Origin of the sequence: Streptomyces luteosporeus (assembly GCF_039532865.1) — a bacterium.
GTDB lineage: Bacteria > Actinomycetota > Actinomycetes > Streptomycetales > Streptomycetaceae > Streptomyces > Streptomyces luteosporeus.
This window is the reverse complement of record NZ_BAAASL010000002.1, coordinates 432,013-455,555: the sequence shown is the minus strand read 5'-3', so window position 1 is coordinate 455,555 and position 23,543 is coordinate 432,013. Positions and strand designations below refer to the sequence as shown.

10 protein-coding genes are annotated in these 23,543 nt (G+C 74.8%); 3 read left to right on the top strand and 7 right to left on the bottom strand.

Annotated elements, in window-relative coordinates; genetic code table 11:
* Positions 1-127: biotin carboxylase N-terminal domain-containing protein (locus ABD361_RS04115; protein WP_344433288.1), on the bottom strand; the 127-nt coding region annotated here is incomplete at its 3' end.
* Positions 128-158: 31 nt separating this feature from the next.
* Positions 159-947, bottom strand: a complete 789-nt coding sequence (locus tag ABD361_RS04110) for a sensor histidine kinase (protein ID WP_344433262.1) — start codon at positions 945-947, stop codon at positions 159-161.
* A gap of 219 nt (positions 948-1,166) precedes the next feature.
* On the opposite strand from ABD361_RS04110, the gene ABD361_RS04105 reads away from it, so the two are divergent.
* Together ABD361_RS04105 and ABD361_RS04100 are read left to right on the top strand one after the other, a co-directional pair.
* On the top strand, positions 1,167-1,943 hold the full coding sequence (locus tag ABD361_RS04105) for a thioesterase II family protein (protein ID WP_344433261.1): 777 nt from the start codon (positions 1,167-1,169) through the stop codon (positions 1,941-1,943).
* 70 nt (positions 1,944-2,013) lie between these two features.
* A complete protein-coding gene (locus tag ABD361_RS04100) occupies positions 2,014-3,579 on the top strand; it encodes an aspartate aminotransferase family protein (RefSeq protein ID WP_344433260.1) in 1,566 nt (521 codons plus the stop codon).
* A gap of 175 nt (positions 3,580-3,754) precedes the next feature.
* Here ABD361_RS04100 and ABD361_RS04095 read toward each other — a convergent pair whose 3' ends face one another.
* The 5 genes from ABD361_RS04095 to ABD361_RS04075 form a co-directional block, all read right to left on the bottom strand.
* The gene (locus ABD361_RS04095) at positions 3,755-6,115 is read right to left on the bottom strand and encodes an ATP-binding protein (protein WP_344433259.1); all 2,361 of its coding nucleotides are present in this window, start codon (positions 6,113-6,115) and stop codon (positions 3,755-3,757) included.
* Positions 6,116-6,237: 122 nt separating this feature from the next.
* Positions 6,238-6,582 (bottom strand): winged helix-turn-helix transcriptional regulator, encoded by a 345-nt coding sequence (locus ABD361_RS04090; RefSeq protein ID WP_344433258.1) that lies wholly within the window; start codon positions 6,580-6,582, stop codon positions 6,238-6,240.
* A 160-nt stretch (positions 6,583-6,742) separates the two neighbouring features.
* Complete coding sequence (locus ABD361_RS04085; protein ID WP_344433257.1) at positions 6,743-7,162, bottom strand: YybH family protein; 420 nt, start codon at positions 7,160-7,162, stop codon at positions 6,743-6,745.
* A gap of 58 nt (positions 7,163-7,220) precedes the next feature.
* On the bottom strand, positions 7,221-8,648 hold the full coding sequence (locus ABD361_RS04080; RefSeq protein ID WP_344433256.1) for a flavin monoamine oxidase family protein: 1,428 nt from the start codon (positions 8,646-8,648) through the stop codon (positions 7,221-7,223).
* Between the two features lie 142 nt (positions 8,649-8,790).
* Positions 8,791-9,171: a YybH family protein gene (locus ABD361_RS04075; protein ID WP_344433255.1), complete on the bottom strand. Its 381-nt coding sequence runs from the start codon at positions 9,169-9,171 to the stop codon at positions 8,791-8,793.
* A gap of 273 nt (positions 9,172-9,444) precedes the next feature.
* Between ABD361_RS04075 and ABD361_RS04070 the strand changes: the two genes are divergently transcribed.
* A complete protein-coding gene (locus ABD361_RS04070) occupies positions 9,445-23,499 on the top strand; it encodes a type I polyketide synthase (protein WP_344433254.1) in 14,055 nt (4,684 codons plus the stop codon).
* Positions 23,500-23,543 lie beyond the last annotated feature (44 nt).

Below are 23,543 nucleotides of genomic sequence, written 5' to 3'. Positions count from 1 at the left end.
CGCGGACATGCACCGCATCACGGTCGGGGTCCGCATAGACCGCCACACTGGCGATCCCCGCATCCCGGCACGCACGAGCGACACGGACAGCGATTTCGCCACGGTTGGCGATGAGCACCTTGCGCACAGCACTTCCTCAACTAAGCGGCATTGATGGGTCAACGAGGGCGCAGCGGCACGTGCAGGTCGACGCGCGTGCCGTCCACGGGTGAGCTCTCGACGGACAGCCGGCCGCCGATCTCCTCGACGCGCTGCTGCATCGAGGCGATGCCGGCACCCGCCCGCGCCGGGTCGAAGCCGCGGCCGTCGTCCTCCACGGCGGCGTGCACCCACCAGCGCGTCGTCCGTACGGACACGGTGACGCGGCTCGCGCCCGCGTGCTCGAAGCTGTTGCGCAGCGCCTCGCGCACCGAGAGGAACAACGCGCGGCGGTGGGCCGTGGCGACCAGGCGCTCATTGCCCGTGACCTTGACCGTCACCGCCACCCCGGGCGGGGCCGCCTCCGCGGCGAAACCCTCGACGGCCTCGCGCAGCGGCGGCAGCTCGGTCGCCGTGACCAGCTCCCCCAGCAGCCCGCGCAGATGCCCCTCGGCCTCGCTCAGGAACGTCACCGCCGCCGCCAGCCGCTCCGGATCGCGTACCTCCGGAGCGCACTCGGCGATCAGACGGCGGGCGGTGGCCAGGGCGCCGCCGATGTGGTCGTGCAGGTCACGGGCCACGCGGCGGCGCTCGTGCCAGCGGCAGTCGGCGTGCTCGTCGGTGACGGCGGCGGAGGCGACGGCGGCCGGGGCCGCCGGCGGTAACGGTTCCGGATCGGGCGCCGCGGGCGCCGGTGGCGCCGGGCGGCGCTCCAGGGTCGTGGTGGCCGCCCGCGCCAGCCCCTCGGTCAGGGCGCGGGCGAAGTCGCGTCCCAGGACGGCCGCGGACGTGCCCGAAGAAGCGGTCAAGGCCGGAACGGCGGTCTCCATCGCAATCCCCCACTACGTGTTGCTCCATGACCCTCGGGACGACGCGACGCTAACCGGGACGTTCGTACTGGCCGCCCACCGACGGGTAATCACCTTCTCCCACGCCCGCCTCGTGCGCGGCTCGTGCCAGGCTCGAGCGGAGTCGTCCACAATGCGCCGGCAACATCGGCAGGTTGGAACAGGCAAGGAGTGGGCGCAATGGGCAGTGAATGGTTCCGACGCTACGGTCCGGCCCCGGCCGAGGCAACGACCCCGCAGGACGGTCCCCGGCTCGTGTGCTTCCCGCACGCCGGAGGCGCGGCCAGCGCCTACGTCGCGCTGTCGCGCGCCCTGGCACCGGACGTCGACGTACTGGCCGTCCAATACCCCGGACGCCAGGACCGGCACCAGGAGCCGGCCGTGGACGACATCGGACGACTCGCCGACCGGCTGGCGCAGGAGGTCGCCACGGCCGTCGCCGGCGACGGGCGCCCGTACGCCTTCTTCGGGCACAGCATGGGCGCCGTCCTCGCCTACGAGACGGCCCGGCGCCTCGAACAACGCTCCCTGCCCGGACCCGAACGGCTCTTCCTCTCCGGACGCGGGGCGCCACGCGCCCTGCCGAACCCGCACGACCAGGTGCGCACCGACGCGCACGTCCTCGCGGCGATCCGACGGCTCGGCGGGACGACGGGCGGCGTCTTCCAGGACCCCGACCTCCTGGCCATGGTCATGCCGGCACTGCGGGCCGACTACCGGGCGATCGGGGCGTACGCGTGGACGCCGGGGGCGCCGCTGAGCGTGCCGTTCACGGTGCTGGTGGGGGACAGCGATCCGGTGGTGACGGTCGTCGAGGCGGAGGAGTGGGCGGGGTTCTCGGCGGGGCGCACGGATGTGCGGGTGTTTTCCGGGGGGCACTTCTACCTGGACCATCATGTGGGTGCGGTTGCCGAGGTGGTGGCGGAGGCGTTGGTGATGGCGCCTGCGGCGGGCTGAAAGGGGCGCAGCCCCGGGCGAAGAACCGGCAATGACCCGGGCGTTAGGGCGGCTCCGTAGTGTCCGCGGCATGAATGGTGCATCCGTTGAAACGAATGACCTCGCGGAGCCGTATCTGCTCGGGTGGCTCGCTTCCGTCGGGCTCGACGTGGAATACGTCCGGGGCGAGGGGAACACCCTCTACTACCGTGACTCCGAGGGGCGGGAAATACCCGTCGTCGACTATGCCGGCGGGTACGGCTCGCTCATGCTCGGGCACAATCACCCGGAGATCAACGCGCACGCGAAATCGCTGCTGGACGGCGGAATTCCCGTGCACGCCCAGTTCTCCCGGCACCCGTACGCCAATGAGGTCGCACAGGCGCTGAACGCGATCCTCCGGCGCGAACTCGGGGACGACGCCGAGGAGTACTCGGCCATCTTCGCCAACACCGGCGCCGAGGCCGTCGAGGCGGCCGTCAAGCACGCCGAGCTGGACCGGCGGATGCGGATGGACGAGGCGTACGCCGCTGCCTCCGCGCAGGTGTCCGCGGCGCAGGCCGCCGGGGCCGGGGTGGGGGCCGCGGTCGTGGAGGCGCTGGGGCTGCCGGCCGGGGCCGGGATCGAGGTGGTGGCCGACGAGATCACGCGGCGCAACGACGCCGTGCGGCAGCGGACGCCGTTGTTCCTGTCCCTCGAGGGCGGCTTCCACGGCAAGCTCGTCGGGTCCGTGCAGCTGACCCACAACGAGGGCTACCGGGCGCCGTTCGCCGCGCTGGCCGCGCAGGCCCGGTTCGTGCCGCGGGACCGTCCCGAGGTGCTCAAGGAGGTCGTCGAGGCCGAGCGGGCCGAGCTGCTGGGCCTCGCCGTCGAGGACGGCACGGCCGTGCTGGTGCGGCACGCGGCGCCGGTGTTCTGCGCCTTCGTGCTTGAGCCCATCCAGGGCGAGGGCGGCATCCGGGTCATCGGCCGGGAGTTCGCCGAGGAGATCCAGCGGGTCTGCGCCGCCGTCGACTGCCCCGTGATCGTCGACGAGGTGCAGAGCGGCATGGGCCGCAGCGGCTCGTTCTTCGCCTCCTCCCGCGTCGGGCTGCGCGGCGACTACTACGCCCTCGCCAAGAGCCTGGGCGGCGGCATCGCGAAGGCGTCCGTGATGCTGGTGCGCCGCTCCCGCTACCGCCGGGAGTTCGAGCTGGTGCACAGCTCGACGTTCGCCAAGGACGCCTTCTCCTGCCACATCGCGCTGAAGGTGCTGGAGCTGATGGAGGCGGACGGCGGCCGGGTCTACCGGCTGGCGGCCGAGCGCGGGCAGGCGCTCAAGGACGTGTTCGAGACCCTCCGGACGGACTTCCCGGACGTGGTCGAGGACGTCCGGGGCGAGGGGCTCATGCTCGGCCTGGAGTTCCGCGACCAGACGCAGTCCGCCTCGCAGGCCCTGCGCGAGAACGCCGGCACCTTCGGCTACCTGGTGGCCGGCTACCTGCTGCGCGAGCACCGGGTGCGGACGTTCCCCACGGCGAGCGCGGTGCACACGCTGCGCTTCGAGCCGTCGGTGTACCTGACGGACGAGGAGATCGCCCAGCTGGAGACCGGGCTGCGGGACGTGTGCGCGATCCTGCGCGCGCAGGACGGCGAGCGGTTGCTGCTCCCGGCGTGAGCAGGTGCCGGTCGTACCGGTACCGGGCGGGTACGTCCCTCAACGTACCCGCCCGGTCGCATGGGCGCGATCGGCCACCGGCGGCCTGCGGCCGGCCCGCCACGGCACTTCGTCTGCGGGTGCATCGTGGCTGATCGCGCAGTTCCCCGCGCCCCTACGGGGCGCAGCCCCGTCCTCAGACCGCCAGGGGTGGCTGGGCGGCCAGGGCCAGGGGGCGGCGCAGGCGGCCGTACAGGTGGTGCAGGGTGCCGGTGGGCGCCCCCGAGGCCAGCAGCTTGCGCAGGTGGCTGCGGCGGGCGGCGGTCTCCTCGCCGATGGCGTCGCGCAGGCTGTCGTCGCCGGCGAGCAGGAACTCCACGAGCCGGTCGATGGCCGCGTCCGAGAGCGGGTCGAGGCCGATGGTGGTGGCGTGCCGCCGGCCCGCGCCCCAGCCGGGGCGGCGCTGCAGCAGCTCGGGCCGGGCGGCGGCGACGACCAGCAGCGGTACGGCGGCGGCCGACTCGACCAGTTCCTCGACGCAGTCCAGCAGCGCGTCCTCGGCCCGGTGCAGGTCGTCGACGACGAGCACGAGGGGACGGCGGGCGGCCAGGGCGACCAGGAGGTGCCGCCAGGCGTGCAGCAGCCGGGCCCGTTCGGGGCCCGTGCGCCGCCAGTCGCCGGCCCCGGGGGTGACCAGCGGGGTCAGCAGCTCCACCAGGGAGTGCGCCTGTGCCGGGTCGGCGACGGCCCCGCCGACGGTGGCGGCGAGCCGGCCCAGGGCCCGCTCGTCGCTCTCGCCGGGCACGATGCCGCAGGCCGCGGCGAGGATCTCGCCGTGCACGGCGAGCGCGTTGTCCTCCGGGAAGGACGGCGTGCGGCCCACCAGGAACAGGGGCGGCTCGGCCTCCTCGGCGACGATCCGCTCGAACTCCGCCACCAGGCGCGTCTTGCCGATGCCGGGGTCGCCGAGCACGGTCACCAGGTGCGGCACGGCGCGGTGCCGGGTGCGGCCGAGGAGGCCGCCGAGCAGGTCGAGCTCGCAGTCGCGGTCGACGATGGGGACCGTCCGCTCGCCCGGGTACTCGCGGCGGGTGCCGCGCACCTCCCAGCCGCCGGCGGCGTCGCCCGCCGAGGAGACGACGATGGCGCCCTCGGTCCGCTGCCGGGTGGTGGCGCACACGCGGATCTCGCCGGCCGGTACGCGGGAGAGCAGCGCCTGGCCGTTGTGGAGCAGCGAGCCGATCAGGGTGGGCGGCGCGGCGGGGTCGTCGGGCCGGTGGCGCACGATGGCCTCGCCGGTGACCACCGCGGCGCGCACGGCCGGGCGGCGGGCGGGGCGTACGGCGGCGTACGCGGCGGAGCCGAGCGCGGCGCGGACGGCCAGGCCGGCGTGGACGGCGCGTTCGGCGGCGTCGGCGGCGTACCGGTCGTCGTCGTGCACGCCGAAGGCGACGAGGGAGACCGGGCCGATGGTGGCGACGACGGTGCCGCCGAAGTACTCGGCCTTCTCCTGGATGGCCGCGGCCACGGACTCCAGGGCGGTGTCGGTCTTCTCGCAGACGCCGCCGGGCCCAGCGGCCTCGTCGCAATCCAGTTCGGTGGCGATGAGGGCGACGCTGATCTGGGTGCGCTCGGTCACGGTGGCCTCCCGCTCGCCGGGGCCACTGGCCGCGACGGGGGTGAGCGCGGGACGCGCGGCGGGGGGCTGCGGCTCGTGGCGCACCGGCGCCTCGCGTACGGGCTCGGGCGCGGGCGCGGGCTCGCGGGTCAGCGTGTACGGCTCGGCGGGGGCCGGGGGGAGGACCGGGGAGAGCTCGGGGTCGTGGGTGAGGATCGCGTGCTGCAGGCTGCGCAGCGAGCGGCCCGGTTCCAGGCCCAGTTCCTCGACGAGGGTCGAGCGCACCCGGTCGTAGACGGCCAGGGCGTCGGCCTGGCGGCCGCAGCGGTACAGGGCGAGCATCAGCTGCCCGCAGGAACGTTCCCGCAGGGGCTCGGTGGCGACCATCGTCTCCAGCTCGCCGAGGACGGCCCGGTGCCGGCCGCAGGCCAGCTCCGCCTCGAAGTAGTCCTCCATGGCGTCGAGCCGGCCCTTCTCCACCGCCGCCAGCTCGGGCCAGGCGATGCCGGTCTCCACCAGGTCGGACAGCGCCGGGCCCTGCCAGAGGGTGAGGGACTCGCGCAGGAGGACCGCGGCCTCCTGCGGGGCGCCGGAGGCGAGGCGGGAGCGGCCCTGTTCGACCTGGCGCAGGAAACGGTGCAGGTCGACGTCCTCGGGGTCGACCCGCAGGACGTAGCCGGGGGCCTGGGTGAGCAGGGCGGGGGCCGACGGCGCGCCGTCCTCGGCCGTGAGCACGCCGCGCAGACCCCACACGGCGTTCTGCAGGATCTTGCGGGCGGAGGTGGGTGCTTCGTCGGTCGGCCACAGGGCCTTGAGCAGCTGGCTGGTGGCCACGACCCGGTTGGCGTGCAACAGCAGGAAGGCCAGGGTGGCACGCTGCTTGATGCCACCGAGGGCCAGGGGCCGGTCGTGGTCGACGAGTTCCAGGGGACCTAGCATTCGAAACCGCACACGCGCAGGCTAACCACGCCCTATTGGGGCACCCTTGAGGTTCTCTCGAGGTCCGTTCGAGGCCCCGTCGGGAGGGTGTGCGCCACCGCCGGGTCGGCGGGGCCCGGGCCTCAGCCGGAGGGGCGCAGGGCGCGCAGCTCGTGGTCCGCGCCCCAGGCGGCCAGCGGCTGCAGGCTCTCGTGCAGGGCGATACCCAGCTCGGTCAGGGAGTACTCCACGGCCCTGGGCAGGATCTGGTGGCAGACCTCGCGGTTGACCACGCCGTCGAGCTCCATCTCCCGCAGCTGCTGGCTGAGCACCTTCTCGCTGACGCCGGGAATGGCCCGCCTGAGCTCGCCGAAGCGCAGGGGGTGGCGGTGCAGCTCGGTGATGATCAGCGGCTTCCACTTGCCGCCTATGACATTGAGGGCCGCAACCAGACCGCAGGTGAACGACTGCGACAACTGCTGTGCCATGCCCACTCCCCTACCCGTATCCCGCTGTCCCCGCCACTCCCCCAAGCCGAACCATACCGCATAAACGGTTTGTTTTTACCCGGTGCGGGCATGGGTGCGGGCATACGAAGGCCCCGCCGCCGTGGAGAACACGGCGGCGGGGCCCCGGCCGGCCCTCGCGTCAGGCCACCAGGCCGCTCTTGGCGACCGGGCGGTCGATGGCCATCAGCCAGCGGCCGTCCTCCACCCGCACCAGTACGTCGGTGCAGTTGCCCTCCAGGCGCAGCGGCTCGCCGTCGGGGCCGGTGGTGTCGATGGCGTACTCCACGCCGATCAGCGCCACGTCGCCCGCCACGTACGAGTGGGTGACCTTGGCCTCCAGCTTCGGCTTGTTCGCCAGGAACTCCTGGAAGAACTTCAGCCGGGCCTCGCCGGTCAGCGGCTCACCGGAGAAGTTGGAGATGGAGTCCTCCCGGTACAGGCTGTTGAACAGCGCGCCGTCACCGGAGTTGAAGACCTGCAGGAAGATCTCGTTCTGGGTCCAGGTGTCGTCGGTGAGGTCCGGCTTCTCCGGGTCGAAAGGAACGGTGAACGTCGTCATGACGGCATTGCCTCTCTGTTGGGGGTGGTGCTTTTAAGGGGGTGTGCCGGCGGATGCGTCACATCTCGCCGGCGGCCAGCTGGGCCGCGCGCATGCCCGACTCGATCGCGCCGTCGATGAAGCCGCTCCAGCCCTCGGCGATGTCACCGCTGGCGAAGGTGATCCGGCTGGTGGCCTGGTTGAGCACATCCGGGTACAGCGAGGTCAGCTGCCCGGGCTTGCGGAACGCCCAGCCGCCGCGCGCCCATTCGTCGGCGCCCCAGTTGTGCGCCCGGATGCCGATGATGTCCAGGTCGACGCCGAGCTTGCGCACCGCGTCGCGCACCTGCGTCACGTTGTTCGGGTCGAGGGCCGGGTCGACGCTGAAGCCGATGTAGAGCTGGCCCTCGGCGGTCTTCTTGTTGGGGATGATCAGCGGGATGGGCGAGCCGCCCTCGGCGGCCTGGCCGTAGACCCGGCCCTGGCCGCCCTTGGCGTGGATCCACAGCTTGACCGCGTTCTTGACGGCTATGCCCTGGGTGGTGGCCGCCGTGTGGGCCGCGGGCAGGCCGGGCGAGAACTTGATCGTGTTCCAGGCGTTGACCGGCAGCGCCACCACCACGCCGCGCGCCGTGTACGTCTTGCCGGACTTGGTGGTCACCCGGGCGCACTTGCCGTCGTCGGTGATCGCCGTGACCGGCGTGTTGAGCATCAGCGTCGGCTTGGCCTCCGCCAGCATCGCCGACAGCAGGCTCACCGAACCGGTCTTGAAGCGGAAGCAGGTGGTGTTCGCCCAGCCGTCCACGTTCCAGCCGCACAGCGCCCACCACTGGGCGAACATCGTCAGTGCACCCTGGGTGCTGGAGCCGCCCGAGTAGATGGCCGTCTGCCCGTTGAAGAGCATCTCCTCCTCGGGGCTGAGCTTCAGCTCGGTGAAGCGGTCGCGCAGCGAGAGCCGGTCGAGCTTCTGCAGCAGGTCCTGGCGGGCCAGCGGCTGGAACGGCTTCTCGAAGTACTGCCGCGAGCCGTCGAACAGCTTCGACATCACCGCGCCCATGCGGGCGTTGCCGTCGTCCGGCGTGAACGCCTTCGGGCCGGCGGGCGTCGGCAGCATCATCCGGTCCAGCGGCTCGTCGGTCTCCAGCTCCAGCTTGTAGCGCTGCAGCTCCCGGCCGACGTTGGGCTGGGTCGCCTCCACCCACGTGCCGCCGATCTCCACCTGCTGACCGGCGAAGGTGTCCGTCCAGGTACGGCCGCCGATGCGGCCGCGCGCCTCCAGGATCGTCACCCGGTAGCCCCGGGCCCGCAGCTCACGGGCCGCGGTGACGCCCGCGAAGCCCGCCCCGACGACGATGAAGTCCAGGGGGACGCTGTCGGTGCCGTCCTCCGCGGCGTGGGCCGGCCCGGCCAGGGTCGTGGCGGCGGAGGCCGCGAGCGCGGCGGCGCCGCCGGCCTTGAGGACCGTACGGCGGGACAGCCGGCGGGCGGCGAGGCGTTCAGTGTTCACGAGGTGCTTCCCCCTAGGCGAAGGCCCGGGACCGCGGTGGGCGATGCCGGACGGGACGAGCTCTTGAGGACGGACGGGTCACGGGGCCGGGAACGGACGGCGGGGCCGCGGGCGGGCGGGGCGGCCCTGCCGCCGGCGCGCCCTACTCGGCCTGGCCGTACGGGTCGTCGACCGCGTAGCGCCAGTGGCCGTCGGCGCCCTTGCGCAGCACGTCCACGCCCACGCCCTCCAGGTGCTCGGGGTTGCCGTCCTCGTCCACGGTGTCGATCTGCCAGTCGACGATGAGCAGCGCGGTGTCACCGGTCACGAAGGACTGCCGCGGCACGGCCGTCATCCTCGGGCGGTGGGCGAGGAACTCCTTGACGGAGTCGATGCGGGCCTGGCCGGTCAGCGGCTGACCGGGCTCCCACACCGCGACGGCGTCCTCGGTGTAGAAGGCGTTGACCGCGTCGGCGTCGCCCGCGTTGAACGCCTCCACATACAGCGCGGTGTGCTTTTCGACATCATTCGTGAGCTGCGTCATGGCGAGACTGCTCCCAACTTCTTTCGGGTAGGGACGAGTTCCGGCCCGGTGCGGGAAATCGCAGTCGGACAATAACGGGGCGCATTCCGCCAAACGCTCACCGCCGGGTCACGGCGGACCCACCGCCCCTTGCCATCACGGCGATTACCGTGCCGTGACCGCACGCAGAAGTTCCGCTGGAGACCCCGCACCTACGATCGTTGCGCTTTCCACGTTTCCCTAAACGCCTTTGTGCGGTTGCGGAATTCTGCCGAGAAAGGGCTGTCGAGCGCGATGACGAAGAAGCACGACCTTGAAGCCGTCGCGGTGGTCGGCCTGTCCTGCCGGCTCCCCCAGGCACCGGATGCGGCCGCCTTCTGGGAGCTGCTGCGCAGCGCCTCCAGCGCCATCACCGACGTACCCGAGGACCGCTGGGTCTCCGTCCTCGACGGGCAGGACACCCCCGAGCGGCCGGCCGGCGGCGCGCGGCGCGGCGGCTTCCTCGACCGCGTCGACGCCTTCGACGCCGCCTTCTTCGGCATCTCGCCCCGCGAGGCCGCCACCATGGACCCGCAGCAGCGGCTCGTCCTCGAACTCGCCTGGGAGGCCCTGGAGGACGCCGGCATCGTCCCCGGCGACCTCGAGGGCAGCCGCACCGCCGTCTTCGTCGGCACGCTGCGCGACGACTACGCCTCCTTGCTGCACCAGCACGGCGAAGCGGCCCTCACCCAGCACACGATGACCGGCGTCAACCGCGGCGTCATCGCCAATCGCGTCTCGTACCACCTCGGCCTGCGCGGGCCGAGCCTGACCGTCGACGCCGCCCAGTCCTCCTCGCTCGTCGCCGTCCACCTGGCCTGCGAGTCGCTGCGCAGCGGCGAATCGGCCATGGCCCTCGCCGCCGGCGTCAACCTCAACATCCTCGCCGAGGCCGCGGTCACCGAGGAGCGCTTCGGCGGGCTCTCCCCCGACGGCACCGCCTACACCTTCGACGCCCGCGCCAACGGCTTCGTCCGCGGCGAGGGCGGCGGCGTGGTCGTCCTCAAGCCGCTCGCCGCCGCCCTCGCCGACGGCGACCACGTCTACGGCGTCATCCGCGGCAGCGCCGTCAACAACGACGGCACCACTCCCGGCCTGACCGTGCCCAGCCAGAGCGCGCAGGAACAGGTGCTGCGCGAGGCCTACCAGAAGGCCGGCATCGAGCCGGCCCGCGTGCAGTACGTCGAGCTCCACGGCACCGGCACCCCCGTCGGCGACCCCATCGAGGCCGCCGCCCTCGGCGCCGTCGCCGGCACCGGCCGCACCTGCGGCACCCCGCTGCTCGTCGGCTCCGCCAAGACCAACGTCGGCCACCTCGAAGGCGCCGCCGGCATCGTCGGCCTGCTCAAGACGCTCCTCGCCCTCGACCACGGCCAGCTGCCGCCCAGCCTCAACTTCGAAACCCCCAACCCCAGGATCCCGCTCGCCGAACTCGGCCTCGCCGTCCAGCGCGAGCTCACCGACTGGCCGGGCGGCGACGCGGAGCGCATCGCCGGCGTCTCCTCCTTCGGCATGGGCGGCACCAACGCCCACGTCGTCCTCACCTCCGCCCCCGCCCCCGCGCCCCTCCCCGAGGCCGGCCCCGGGCCGGCGGTGACCCCCTGGGCGGTCTCCGCCCGCACCCGCGGCGCGCTCGCCGCCCAGGCGCAGAAGCTGCAGGCCCACGTCGCCGCCGACGCCGGAGCCTCCCCCGCCGGCATCGGGCACGCGCTCCTGACCTCCCGCACCGTCTTCGACCACCGCGCCGTGGTGCTCGGCGAGGACCGCGCCGCGCTGCTCGCCGGCCTCGGCGCGCTCGCCGCCGGCACCCCCGCCCCGAACGTGGTCACCGGCACCGTCCAGCCCGGCCTGCTGGGCGTGGTCTTCACCGGCCAGGGCGCCCAGCGCGCCGGCATGGGCGAGGAGCTGCACGCCGCGTTCCCCGTCTTCGCCGCCGCCTACGACGAGGTCTGCGCCGCCCTCGACGCCCACCTGCCCCGGCCGCTGCGCGAGGTGATCGCCGGTGGCGAGGGCCTGGACGACACCGCCTGGACCCAGCCCGCCCTGTTCGCCGTCGAGGTCGCCCTCTTCCGCCTCGTCGAGTCCTGGGGCGTGCGCCCGGACTACGTGGCCGGGCACTCCATCGGCGAGATCGCCGCCGCCCACGTCTCCGGCGTGCTGTCCCTGGCCGACGCCGCCACGCTCGTCACCGCCCGCGGCCGGCTGATGCAGGCCCTGCCGGCCGGCGGCGCAATGATCGCCGTCGAGGCCGCCGAGGACGAGGTGCTGCCGCTGCTCGCCGGCCGCGAGGACGAGGTGAGCGTCGCCGCCGTCAACGGCCCGCGGTCCGTCGTCGTCGCCGGCGCCGAGGCCGCCGCCGAGGAGATCGCCGCCCGGCTGAAGGAGCAGGGCCGCAGGACCAAGCGCCTGACCGTCAGCCACGCCTTCCACTCCCCCCTCATGCGCCCCATGCTGGAGGAGTTCCGCGCGGTCGTGGCCGGCCTGGACTTCCACACCCCGCGCATCGCCGCCGTCTCCACCGTGACCGGCGAGATCGTCACCGACGACCAGTGGGCCACCCCCGGCTACTGGGTCGACCACGTCGCCCGGCCCGTGCGCTTCGCCGACGCCACCCGCGCCCTGGAGGACGCCGGCGTCACCACCTTCCTCGAACTCGGCCCCGACGGCGTGTGCTCCGCCATGGTCACCGGCTCCCTGCGCGACGCCGGCGCCGCTGCCGCCGTACCCGCCCTGCGCACCGGCCGCGGCGAGGCCCCCACCCTGCTCACCGCCCTGGCCACCCTCTTCGTGCGCGGCGCCGCCGTCGACCTCGCCACCGCCTTCGCCGGCACCCCCACCGGCCGGGTGCCCCTGCCCACGTACGCCTTCCAGCGCGAACGGCACTGGATCGACGGCGCCGCCGGCCGCACCGCCGCCGCCCTGCCCGCCCGCGCCGCCACGCAGGCCGCACCGGCCGCCCCGGCCGCCCCCCGCGGCGAACTCGGCGCCCGTCTCGCCGCCCTGCCCGCCGCCGAGCGCGCCCGCGCCGTCGCCGACCTGGTCGGCGCGCACGTCGCCGCCGTCCTGGAGTACGGGCCCGGGCAGGCCGTCGAGACCGGCGCGCCCTTCAAGGAGCTCGGCTTCGACTCCCTGATGTCCGTCGAGCTGCGCGGCAACCTCGCCGAGGCCACCGGCCTGCGCCTGCCCAGCGGCCTGCTCTTCGACCACCCCACCCCGGCCGCCCTCGCCGCGTACCTGGAGGCCGAACTCACCGGCATCGCCGACGGCCCGGACGACGCCGCGCACACCGCCGGCGAGCCCGACGAGCCCATCGCCGTCATCGGCATGGCCTGCCGCTACCCCGGCGGCGTCACCACCCCCGAGGACCTGTGGCGCCTGGTCGCAGGCGGCGTGGACGCCGTCGGCGGCTTCCCCACCGACCGCGGCTGGGACGAGGAGCTGTACGACCCCGACCCCGCCCGCACCGGCAAGTCCACCGTGCGCGAAGGCGGCTTCCTCCACGACGCCGCCCGCTTCGACGCCGCCTTCTTCGGCATCTCCCCCCGCGAAGCCCTCGCCATGGACCCCCAGCAGCGCCTGCTGCTGGAGACCGCCTGGGAGGCCGTCGAGCGCGCCGGCATCGACGCCGCCCGCCTCAAGGGCACCCGCACCGGCGTCTTCGTCGGCGCCACCCCCCTCGACTACGGGCCGCGCATGCACGACGCACCCGAGAGCGTCGAAGGCCACCTGCTCACCGGCACCACGCCCAGCGTCATGTCCGGCCGCATCGCCTACCAGCTCGGCCTCGTCGGCCCCGCCGTCACCGTCGACACCGCCTGCTCCTCCTCCCTCGTCGCCCTCCACCTCGCCGTGCGCTCCCTGCGCTCCGGCGAATCCACGCTGGCCCTCGCGGGCGGCGCGACGGTGATGTCCTCGCCGGGCATGTTCGTCGAGTTCTCCCGGCAGCGCGGCCTGGCCCCCGACGGCCGCTCCAAGTCCTTCGCCGAGGACGCCGACGGCACCTCCTGGGCCGAAGGCGTCGGCCTGCTCCTCGTCGAACGCCTCTCCGACGCCCGCCGCAACGGTCACCGCGTCCTCGCCGTCATCCGCGGCTCCGCCGTCAACCAGGACGGCGCCTCCAACGGCCTCACCGCCCCCAACGGCCCCTCCCAGCAGCGCGTCATCCGCGCCGCCCTCGCCGACGCCGGCCTGCAGCCGGCCGACGTCGACGCCGTCGAGGCCCACGGCACCGGCACCCGCCTCGGCGACCCCATCGAGGCCGAGGCCCTCCAGGCCACCTACGGCCGCGACCGCGACGAGCCCGTCCACCTCGGCTCCCTCAAGTCCAACATCGGCCACACGCAGGCCGCCGCCGGCGTCGGCGGCGTCATCAAGATGATCCAGGCCATGGAGCACGGCATCCTGCCGCGCACCCTCCACGCCGACACCCCCACCAGCCACGTCGACTGGAACGCCGGCGCACTGCAGCTCCTCACCACCGAACGCCCCTGGCCAGCCGTCGACCGGCCGCGCCGCGCCGCCGTCTCCTCCTTCGGCATCAGCGGCACCAACGCCCACGTCGTCCTCGAACAGGGCGACCCCGCGCCCGACACCGTCGCGGGCGGCGACCTGGCCGTACCCGCCCCCTGGGTGCTCTCCGCCCACGACGACGCCGCCCTGCGCGAGCAGGCCGCCCGGCTGCGCGACCACGTCGCCGACAGTGGCGTCCACCCCGGCGGCGTCGGGCTCACCCTGGCCACCGGCCGCAGCCTCTTCGACCGGCGGGCCGCCGTCACCGGCCGCACGACCGAGGAGTTCCTCGCCGGCCTCGACGCCCTCGCGGCCGGGGGCAGCGCGCCGAACCTCGTCACCGGCAGCGCCGCCCGCGCCGGCCGCACCGCATTCCTCTTCACCGGCCAGGGCGCCCAGCGCACCGGCATGGGCCGCGAACTGTACGCCGCCCACCCGGCCTTCGCCGCCGCCTTCGACGCCGTCGCCGCCGCCCTCGACCCCCTGCTGGAACGGCCCCTGCGCGAGGTCGTCGACACCGGCGAGGGCCTCGACGAGACCCGGTACACCCAGCCCGCCCTCTTCGCCCTCGAAGTCGCCCTCTACCGGCTCCTCGAACACCACGGGCTGACCCCCGACCTCGTCGCCGGCCACTCCATCGGCGAACTCGCCGCCGCCCACGTCGCCGGCGTGCTGTCCCTGACCGACGCCGCCACGCTCGTCGCCGCCCGCGGCCGCCTCATGCAGTCCGCACGCGCCAGCGGTGCAATGATCGCCATCCGGGCGGCCGAGGCCGACGTCGCGGCCACGCTCGCCGGACACGAGGGCGCGGTGTCCCTGGCCGCCGTCAACGGCCCCGACGCCGTGGTGATCTCCGGCGACGAGGACGCCTGCGAAGCCGTCGCGGCGACGTGGCGCGAGCGGGGCGCCAAGACCCACCGGCTCACCGTCAGCCACGCCTTCCACTCCCCGCACATGGACGACGTCCTGGAGGAATTCCGGACGGTGGCCGAGGGGCTCACCTTCCACGCCCCGCGCATCCCGCTCGTCTCCACCGTCACCGGAGCCGTCGCGGACCCCGAGCAGCTCACCTCACCCGAGTACTGGACCGGCCAGATCCGCGAAGCCGTCCGCTTCGCCGACGCCGTCCGGGCCCTGCGGGAGGCCGGCGCCACCGTCTTCGTCGAGATCGGCCCCGATCCGGTGCTCACCGCCATGGCACGCGCCACCCTAGGTGACGACGACGGCGCCACCGCCGTGGCCCTGCTGCGGACCGGACGACCCGAGACCGAGCAGTTCGCAGGCGGCGTCGCCGCCGCCCACGTCGCCGGCGCCCCCCTGGACACCGCCTCCTTCTTCCCCGGTGCCACGCCCGCCGACCTGCCCACCTACGCCTTCCAGCGCGAGCACTACTGGCTCACCGCCCGCCCGGCCGGCGACGCCCGCAGCCTCGGCCTCGACGTCGCCGGACACCCCCTCCTCGCCACCGCCGTCGACCTCGCCGACCGCGACGAACTCCTCCTCACCAGCCGCCTCGCCCTCGCCACCCACCCCTGGCTCGCCGACCACGCCATCGACGGCACCGTCCTGGTCCCCGCCACCGCCTTCCTCGAACTCGCCGTCGCCGCCGCCGACCGCGCCGGCGCCGGCCGCATCGAAGAACTCACCCTGCGCGCCCCCCTCCCCCTGCCCGAACGCGGCGCCGTCCGCCTCCAGATCGCCGTCACCTCCCCCGACGCGGCCGGCAGCCGCACCTTCACCGTCCACGCCCGCCCCGACGGCCCCGACACGCCCTGGACCCTGCACGCCGCCGGCACCCTCGCGGCAACCGCCGCCCCCGCCCCCGCCGTTACCGGCCCCACCACCTGGCCCCCCACCGGCGCCGTCGCCGAACCCCTCACCGACGTCTACGAACGCCTCGCCGCCCTCGGCTACGGCTACGGCCCCGCCTTCCAGGGCCTGCGGGCCGTATGGCGCGCGGGCGAGGAGACGTACGCGGAAGTGGCCCTGCCGGCCGAACTGACCGAAGCCGCCGGCTCCTACGCCCTCCACCCCGCCCTCTTCGACGCCGTCCTGCACCCGCTGGTACTGGCCACCGCCGACCCCACGGCACCGGAGCAGATCCGGCTCCCCTTCGCCTGGACCGACGTCGCGCTGCACGCGGCCGGAGCCACGGCACTGCGCGTGCGCATCGCGCCGGCGGGCACCGACACGGTCACCATCGAGCTCGCCGATGCGGCGGGGCAGGCGGTCGCCTCCGTGGGCGCCCTCACCCTGCGCCCGGTGGACAAGGCGCGGCTCGCGCCGGACGCGCCGGACGCGCTGTTCACCGTCCACTGGCCGGCCATCGCCGCACCGGACGGCTCCGCCGTGACCTGGGCCGAGACGGCCGGCGACGAACTGCCGACGTTCGACGGCACGGCGCCGGAGGTTGTTGTCGCGCCGACGACGGACACGGACGACCCCCGCGCCGAGACCCGCCGCGCACTGCGCCTGATCCAGGCATTCCTGGCCGACGAGCGCCTGGACGGCTCCCGCTTGGTGTTCGTCACGCGCGGCGCGGTGGCGACCGGCCCGGACGAGGACGCGAGCGGCCTGGCGTCGGCGCCGGTGTGGGGCCTGGTACGGGCGGCCCAGTCGGAGCACCCCGAGCGCTTCGCGCTGATCGACGCGGAGCCCTCCGGTGCGGACCGCGCCCTCCTGGCCTCGGCCCTGGCCACGGACGAGCCGCAGGTGGCGGTACGGGGTGGGGAGCTGCGGGTGCCACGGCTGGTGCGGGCGGGAGATTTCCCCCACCCCGCCCCTTCCCGAAACCGGGGCTCCGCCCCGGACCCCGAAGGGGAAGCCCACGGGGCTCTGCCCCGCACCCCGGCCACAGCCGCGCAGAGCGCGGCAAGCGGCCCGACCGCGCCGGTCACGAGCAGCGCCGCCGCGCAGAGCGCGGCAAGCGCGCCGGGCAGCCGGCCTCCGGTTGCGGACACGGCCCCGCCGACCCCGGCCGCAGCCGCGCAGAGCGCGGCAGGCGCGCCGGACAACCGGCCGCCGGTTGCGGGCACGGCGTCCACCACACCGGTTGTGGGCAATCGTCCCGCTGGGCGATGGGGGCACCTCCCAGCGGTAGCTGGGGGAGGGTGGGCACAACCGGCCCACCGGGCCGCACCCGGCGATGAGACGCCCGCCACGGACGGCCCCGCCGCGCGCAGCGCGGCCCGCGGCGAGGGCCGCGGCGAGGGCCGGGCCCTCGACCCTCGCGGCACCGTCCTCATAACCGGCGGCACCGGCGGCCTCGGGGCCCTCTTCGCCCGGCACCTCGTCGCCGCGCACGGCATACGCCACCTGCTGCTCAGTAGCCGCCGCGGCACCGCCACCCCCGGCGCCGCCGAGCTCGTCGCCGAGCTCGAAGCCCTCGGCGCGCGCGTCACCGTCGTCGCCGCCGATGCCGCCGTCCGCAGTGACGTCGAGGCGCTCCTCGCCCGCGTCGACGGTGCGCATCCGCTCACTGCGGTCGTGCACACCGCCGGTGTCCTGGACGACGCCACCGTCGAGGCGTTGTCCGAGGAGCAGTTGGACACCGTGCTGCGGCCGAAGGTGGATGCCGCCCGGCACCTGCACGAGCTGACCGCGGGCCTCGACCTGGCCGCCTTCGTCCTGTTCTCCTCCGTCTCCGGTATCACCGGCACCGCCGGCCAGGCCAACTACGCCGCCGCCAACACCTACCTGGACGCCCTCGCCGCCCACCGCCAGGCGAAGGGTCTCGCCGCCACGTCGCTGGCCTGGGGTCTGTGGGACGCCACCCACGGCATGGGCGGCACGCTCGGCGCCGCCGACCTGGCGCGCTGGACGCGTGCCGGTGTCGCGCCGCTGACTCCGGCGCAGGGCCTGGCCCTGTTCGACGCCGCCCTGTCCGGTGGCGCGGCCCTGTACGTACCGGCTTCGCTGAACCTCGCCGCGTTCGCCGACGCCCCGCCCGCGCTCATGCGCGGCCTCGTGCGGGCGCGGCCCGCCCGCCGTACCGCGCAGGCGGCGGCCACCCCCGCGGGCGGCTGGGCGCAGTCGATGGCGGCCCTGCCGCAGGAGGAGCGTGCGGCGGCGGTCACCGACCTGGTGCGCGGCGTCGTGGCGGGCGTCCTGGGTCACGCCACGCCCGCAGGCATCGACCCGGAGCGGGCTTTCAAGGAGCTCGGTTTCGATTCCCTCTCCGGTGTCGAGCTGCGCAACCGCCTGAACGCTGCCACCGGCCTGCGCCTGCCGACCACGGTCGTCTTCGACCACCCGTCCCCGGCCGCCCTGGCCGCGTACCTGCTCTCCAAGGTGGCGGACAGCGGTCCCAAGAGCGCCGTACCGGCCGTACGGGCCGCCACCACCGACGAGCCGATCGCGATCGTCGGCATGGCCTGCCGCTACCCCGGAGGCGTGGCCTCCCCCGAGGACCTGTGGCGTCTGGTCGCCGACGGCGTGGACGCGATCAGCGAGTTCCCCGTCAACCGCGGCTGGGACCTGGACGCGCTGTACGACCCGGACCCGGAGCGGACCGGCAGCTCGTACGTCCGGCACGGCGGTTTCCTGCACGAAGCCGACCTGTTCGACCGGGAGTTCTTCGGGATCTCGCCGCGCGAGGCGACCGCGACGGATCCGCAGCACCGGCTGCTGCTGGAGACGGCGTGGGAGACGTTCGAGAGCGCGGGCATCGACCCGGCCACCGTGCGCGGCTCCAACACCGGTGTGTTCACCGGTGCCATGTACGACGACTACGCCTCCCGGCTGGCGGGCACGCCGGAGGAGTTCGAGGGCTTCCTGCTCGCGGGCAACCTCTCCAGCGTCGTCTCGGGCCGGCTGTCGTACACGTACGGGCTGGAGGGCCCGGCGGTGACCGTGGACACCGCCTGCTCGTCCTCCCTCGTGGCCCTGCACCTGGCGGCGAACGCGCTGCGGTCGGGCGAGTGCGACCTGGCGCTGGCGGGCGGTGTGACGGTGATGGCCGGCCCGCACGTGTTCATCGAGTTCAGCCGGCAGCGCGGGCTGTCGCCCGACGGGCGCTGCAAGTCGTTCTCGGCGGACGCGGACGGCACGGGCTGGGCGGAGGGCGTGGGCCTGCTCCTCGTCGAGCGCCTCTCCGACGCCCGCCGCAACGGCCACCACGTCCTCGCCGTCCTGCGCGGCTCCGCCGTCAACCAGGACGGCGCCTCCAACGGACTGACCGCACCCAACGGACCGGCACAGGAGCGAGTGATCCGCCAGGCCCTCGCCAGCGCCGGACTCCAGCCCTCCGACATCGACGCCGTAGAGGCGCACGGCACCGGTACGACCCTGGGCGACCCCATCGAGGCGCAGGCACTCCTCGCCACCTACGGCCAGGACCGGCCCACCGACCGTCCCCTCTACCTCGGCTCCCTCAAGTCCAACATCGGACACGCCCAAGCCGCCGCAGGCGTCGGCGGGATCATCAAGATGATCCAGGCCATGGACCACGGAGTCCTCCCGCGCACCCTGCACGCCGACGAGCGCTCCCCGCACGTCGACTGGGAGGCCGGCGCGATCGAACTGCTCACCGAGGAGCGGGCCTGGCCCGACGCGGACCGCCCGCGCCGCGCCGCAGTCTCCTCGTTCGGCATCAGCGGCACCAACGCGCACATCATCATCGAGCAGCCCCCGAGCGAGGAAACCGCGGACGAGCGTCCCGCGGCCGGCGGCGTCCTGCCGTGGCTGCTGTCCGGCCGCGGCGAGGAGGCGCTGCGGGCCCAGGCCGAGCGTCTGCACGCCCACGTCACCGCCCACCCGGAGGCCGACCCGGCCGACATCGGCCACGCGCTGGCCACCACCCGGGCCCTGCACGAGCACCGGGCGGCCGTCGTCGGCGCCGGCCGCGCCGAGCTGCTGGCCGGGCTGGAGGCGCTGGCGCGCGGCGAGTCCTCGCCGGCGGTGGTGCGCGCCACCGGGTCGGGGCGCGGGAGGACCGCGTTCCTGTTCACCGGGCAGGGCTCGCAGCGGCTGGGCATGGGCCGTGAGCTGTACGCGGCGTCGCCGGTCTTCGCCGCCGCCCTCGACGCGGTGTGCGCCCACCTGGACAGCGAGCTGCCGCGCCCGCTGAAGAGCGTGCTCTTCGCGGCCGAGGGCTCGCCCGACGCGGCGCTGCTGGACATGACGCTGTTCACGCAGGCGGCCCTGTTCGCCGTGGAGACCGCGCTGTTCCGCCTCGCCGAGCACCGCGGGCTCGTCCCCGACTACCTGCTGGGGCACTCGATCGGCGAGGTCACCGCCGCGCACCTGGCCGGCGTCCTGGACCTGCCCGACGCCTGCCACCTCGTCGCCGAGCGCGGCCGCCTGATGCAGGCGGCGCGCGACGGGGGCGCCATGGCCGCCATCCAGGCGGGCGAGGACGACGTCGTCGCGACGCTCGCGGCCTACGCGGACGACGAGCGCGTGGCCGTCGCCGGCGTCAACGGCCCGCGTTCCGTCGTCGTCTCCGGCGACGAGGACGCCGTCGACGCCCTTGTCGCCCTGTGGCGCGAGCGCGGCGCCAAGACCAGGCGGCTGTCGGTGAGCCACGCCTTCCACTCCCCGCACATGGACGACGTCCTGGAGGAGTTCCGGGCCGTCGCCGCCGGGCTCACCTTCCACGCCCCGCGCATCCCCGTCGTCTCCAACGTCACCGGCACCCTCGCCACCACCGAGGACCTCACCTCGCCCGACTACTGGGCGCGCCACATCCGCGGCGCCGTCCGCTTCCTGGACGGCGTGCGGTACCTGGAGGAGCAGGGCGTCACCGACTGGCTCGAACTCGGCCCCGACGGAGTCCTCACCGCCCTCGTCGAGGAGAGCCTGACCGGCGAGGCCGGCTCGCTCGCCCCCGCCCTGCGCCGGGGCCGGCCGGAGGAGCACACGACCGCCGCGGCCTTCGCCCTGCTGGCCGCCCGGGGCGTGCGCACCGACTGGTCCGCCATCTTCCCCGGCGCCCGCCGGGTGCCGCTGCCCACGTACGCCTTCCGGCACCAGCGGTACTGGCTCGACGCCCCCGCCACGGCCGGGGCCGGCGCCGAGGGCCTCGGCCTGGGCGCGGCCGGGCACCCCCTGCTGGGGGCGGCGGTCCAGCTCGCCGAGCGCGACGAGTACCTCTTCACCGGGCGCGTCTCCCGCCGCACCCACCCCTGGCTCGCCGACCACGCCGTCCTCGGCGCGGTGCTCCTGCCGGGCACCGGCCTGCTGGAGATGGCCCTGCGCGCCGGCGAACAGGCCGGCTGCGACTCCGTCGAGGAACTCACCCTCGCCGCACCGCTCGTCCTGCCCGAAAGCGGCGCCATCCGGCTCCAGCTCGCCGTCGGCGCCGCCGAGGACGACGGGCGCCGCGCCGTCACCGTCCACTCCCGGCCCGACGACGGCGACGACGACCGTCCGTGGGTCCTGCACGCCACCGGCACCCTCGCCCCCGGCCGCGCCGCCGGCCAGGGGATGGCGGCGTGGCCGCCCGCCGGGGTGACGGAGGTCCCGCTGGAGGGCGCGTACGAGCGGCTCGCGGAGGGCGGCTACGGGTACGGGCCGGCGTTCCGCGGCCTGCGCCGCCTGTGGCGGGGCGAGGGCGAACTGTTCGCCGAGGTCGCCCTCGCCGACGACCTGCGCCCCGACGCCGCGTCGTTCGCCCTGCACCCCGCCCTGCTCGACGCCGCGCTGCACCCGCTCCTGCCGGGCGTGACGGACGAGGACGGCCCCTCGTGGCTGCCGTTCTCGTGGGCGGGCGCCACGGTCCACGCCACGGGCGCCACGGTGCTGCGCGTCCGCCTGACCCTCGACCGGCCCGACCCCACCACACTCCTGGCCACCCTCACGGTGACCGACACCACGAACACCCCGGTGGCCACGATCGATTCCCTCGCCCTGCGCCCGTTGTCGAGGGAGGCTTTGGCGACGACCACGTCGCCGGACGGCCTGTTCAAGGTGACGTGGCAGCGAGTTGTGGGCAGGCGTTCCGCAGGGCGGAACGGGTGGGCACAACTCACCCACCGGCCCGCACCCGGCGACGAAACCCCGTCGTACGACGACCTCGCCGCCCTCCGCGCGGCGGTCGACGCCGGGGCAGAGACGCCCACCACCGTGGTCGTCCAGGCCCCGGCGGCCGACGGCGAAACCGTCACCGCCGCCCACGCCGCGCTGCACAGCGCAATGCACCTCGCCCAGGACTGGCTCAAGGACGACCGCTTCGCGGACTCCCGCCTCGTCATAACGACCCATCGCGCCATCGCCGCCGGCACCGAGGACGTCACCGACCTCGCCCACGCGGGCCTCTGGGGCCTGCTCCGCTCCGCGCAGAACGAGAACCCCGGCCGCATCGCCCTGATCGACCTCGACGAGGCGGCGACGGCCGACCAGTTGGCCGCCGCCGTCGCCACCGGCGAGCCGCAGACCGCCGTACGCAACGGCACCGTCCTCGTCCCCCGCCTGGCCCGCGCCGAGCGCACCGGCACCGGCACCGGCACTGCCGACGCGGCGCCCGCCTGGGACACCGGCACGGTCCTGGTGACCGGCGCCACGGGCGCCCTAGGCGGCATCCTGGCCCGGCACCTGGTCACGCAGCACGGCGCCCGCCGTCTGCTGCTGCTCAGCCGCCGCGGCATCGAGGCTCCCGGCGCGGCCGAGCTGAGCGCCGAGCTCACGGAGCTGGGCGCGCACGTGACCGTCGAAGCCGTCGACGTGACCGACCCCGATGCGCTGGCCGCCGTCGTCGCAGGCGTACCGGCCGAGCATCCGCTGACCGCCGTCGTGCACACCGCCGGTGTCCTCGACGACGGGGTGCTGGCGCAGATGACGCCGGAGCAGCTGACGGCCGTGCTGCGGCCGAAGGTCGACGCCGCCTGGCACCTGCACGAGCTGACGGCGCACCTGCCGCTGACGGCGTTCGTGCTGTACTCCTCCGTCGCCGGTCTCCTCGGCACGGCCGGTCAGTCGAACTACGCGGCCGGCAATGCGTTCCTCGACGCGCTCGCCGCCCACCGCCGGGCCCAGGGGCTGCCCGCGGTCTCCCTGGCCTGGGGCCTGTGGGCGGACACGGGGTCGATCGCCGGGCACCTGGGGGAGGCGGACCTGCGCCGTCTGGCCCGGGTCGGGCTGCTGCCGCTGCAGACGAAGGAGGCCATGGAGCTGTTCGACGCCGCTCCGGCCACCGGGGAGGCCGTGCTCGCGGTCACCCGCCTGGACACCGCGGCCCTGCGCCGCGGGGAGCCACTGCCGATGCTGCGCGGCCTGGTCCGTACGCCGGTCAAGCGCGGCGCCGCCGCGGCGGGCCCGGCGGCGGAGGGGGGCGGTTCGCTCACCGAGCGGCTGGCGGCGCTGTCGCCGGCCGAGCGCGGCCGGGCGCTGACCGACCTGGTCCGGGCACAGGTGGCCCAGGTGCTCGGGCACGCCGACCCGTCCGGCATCAGTGCCGAACGGCCCTTCCAGGAGCTGGGCTTCGACTCGCTCACGGCGGTCGAACTGCGCAACCTGCTGAACAAGGCGACCGGCCTGCGGCTGCCGACGACGCTGGTCTTCGACCATCCCAGCCCGGCCGCGCTGGCCGCGCACCTGGAGGACCGCCTCGACATCCGGCCGGTGTCCGCCGCCGACCCGGTGCTCGACGGCCTCGACGGGCTGCGCACGGCGATCGAGACGGCGGCCGCGGCCGGCGGTGACGAGCGCGAACGCATCACCGTACGGCTGCGCGAGCTGCTGGCGGCCGCCGAGGCGGCGGGCGGCGCTGCCGCGGCCGCTGCCGAGGAGGAGCCGGACGACAACGCCGACCTCGACGAGGCGAGCGACGAGGAGCTCTTCGCGCTCTTCGACGGCCTTGAGTAACCCACCCATCCGCACACCACCAGGAGCTGAACACACGTGGCTGA

What these genes read in the sequence shown, in the direction of transcription:
- ABD361_RS04095 (WP_344433259.1), bottom strand. Translation starts at nt 6,115, where the DNA reads ATGCTAGGTCCCCTGGAACTCGTCGACCACGACCGGCCCCTGGCCCTC.
- ABD361_RS04100 (WP_344433260.1), top strand. Translation starts at nt 2,014, where the DNA reads ATGAATGGTGCATCCGTTGAAACGAATGACCTCGCGGAGCCGTATCTG.
- ABD361_RS04075 (WP_344433255.1), bottom strand. Translation starts at nt 9,171, where the DNA reads ATGACGCAGCTCACGAATGATGTCGAAAAGCACACCGCGCTGTATGTG.
- ABD361_RS04105 (WP_344433261.1), top strand. Translation starts at nt 1,167, where the DNA reads ATGGGCAGTGAATGGTTCCGACGCTACGGTCCGGCCCCGGCCGAGGCA.
- ABD361_RS04070 (WP_344433254.1), top strand. Translation starts at nt 9,445, where the DNA reads ATGACGAAGAAGCACGACCTTGAAGCCGTCGCGGTGGTCGGCCTGTCC.
- ABD361_RS04090 (WP_344433258.1), bottom strand. Translation starts at nt 6,582, where the DNA reads ATGGCACAGCAGTTGTCGCAGTCGTTCACCTGCGGTCTGGTTGCGGCC.
- ABD361_RS04085 (WP_344433257.1), bottom strand. Translation starts at nt 7,162, where the DNA reads ATGACGACGTTCACCGTTCCTTTCGACCCGGAGAAGCCGGACCTCACC.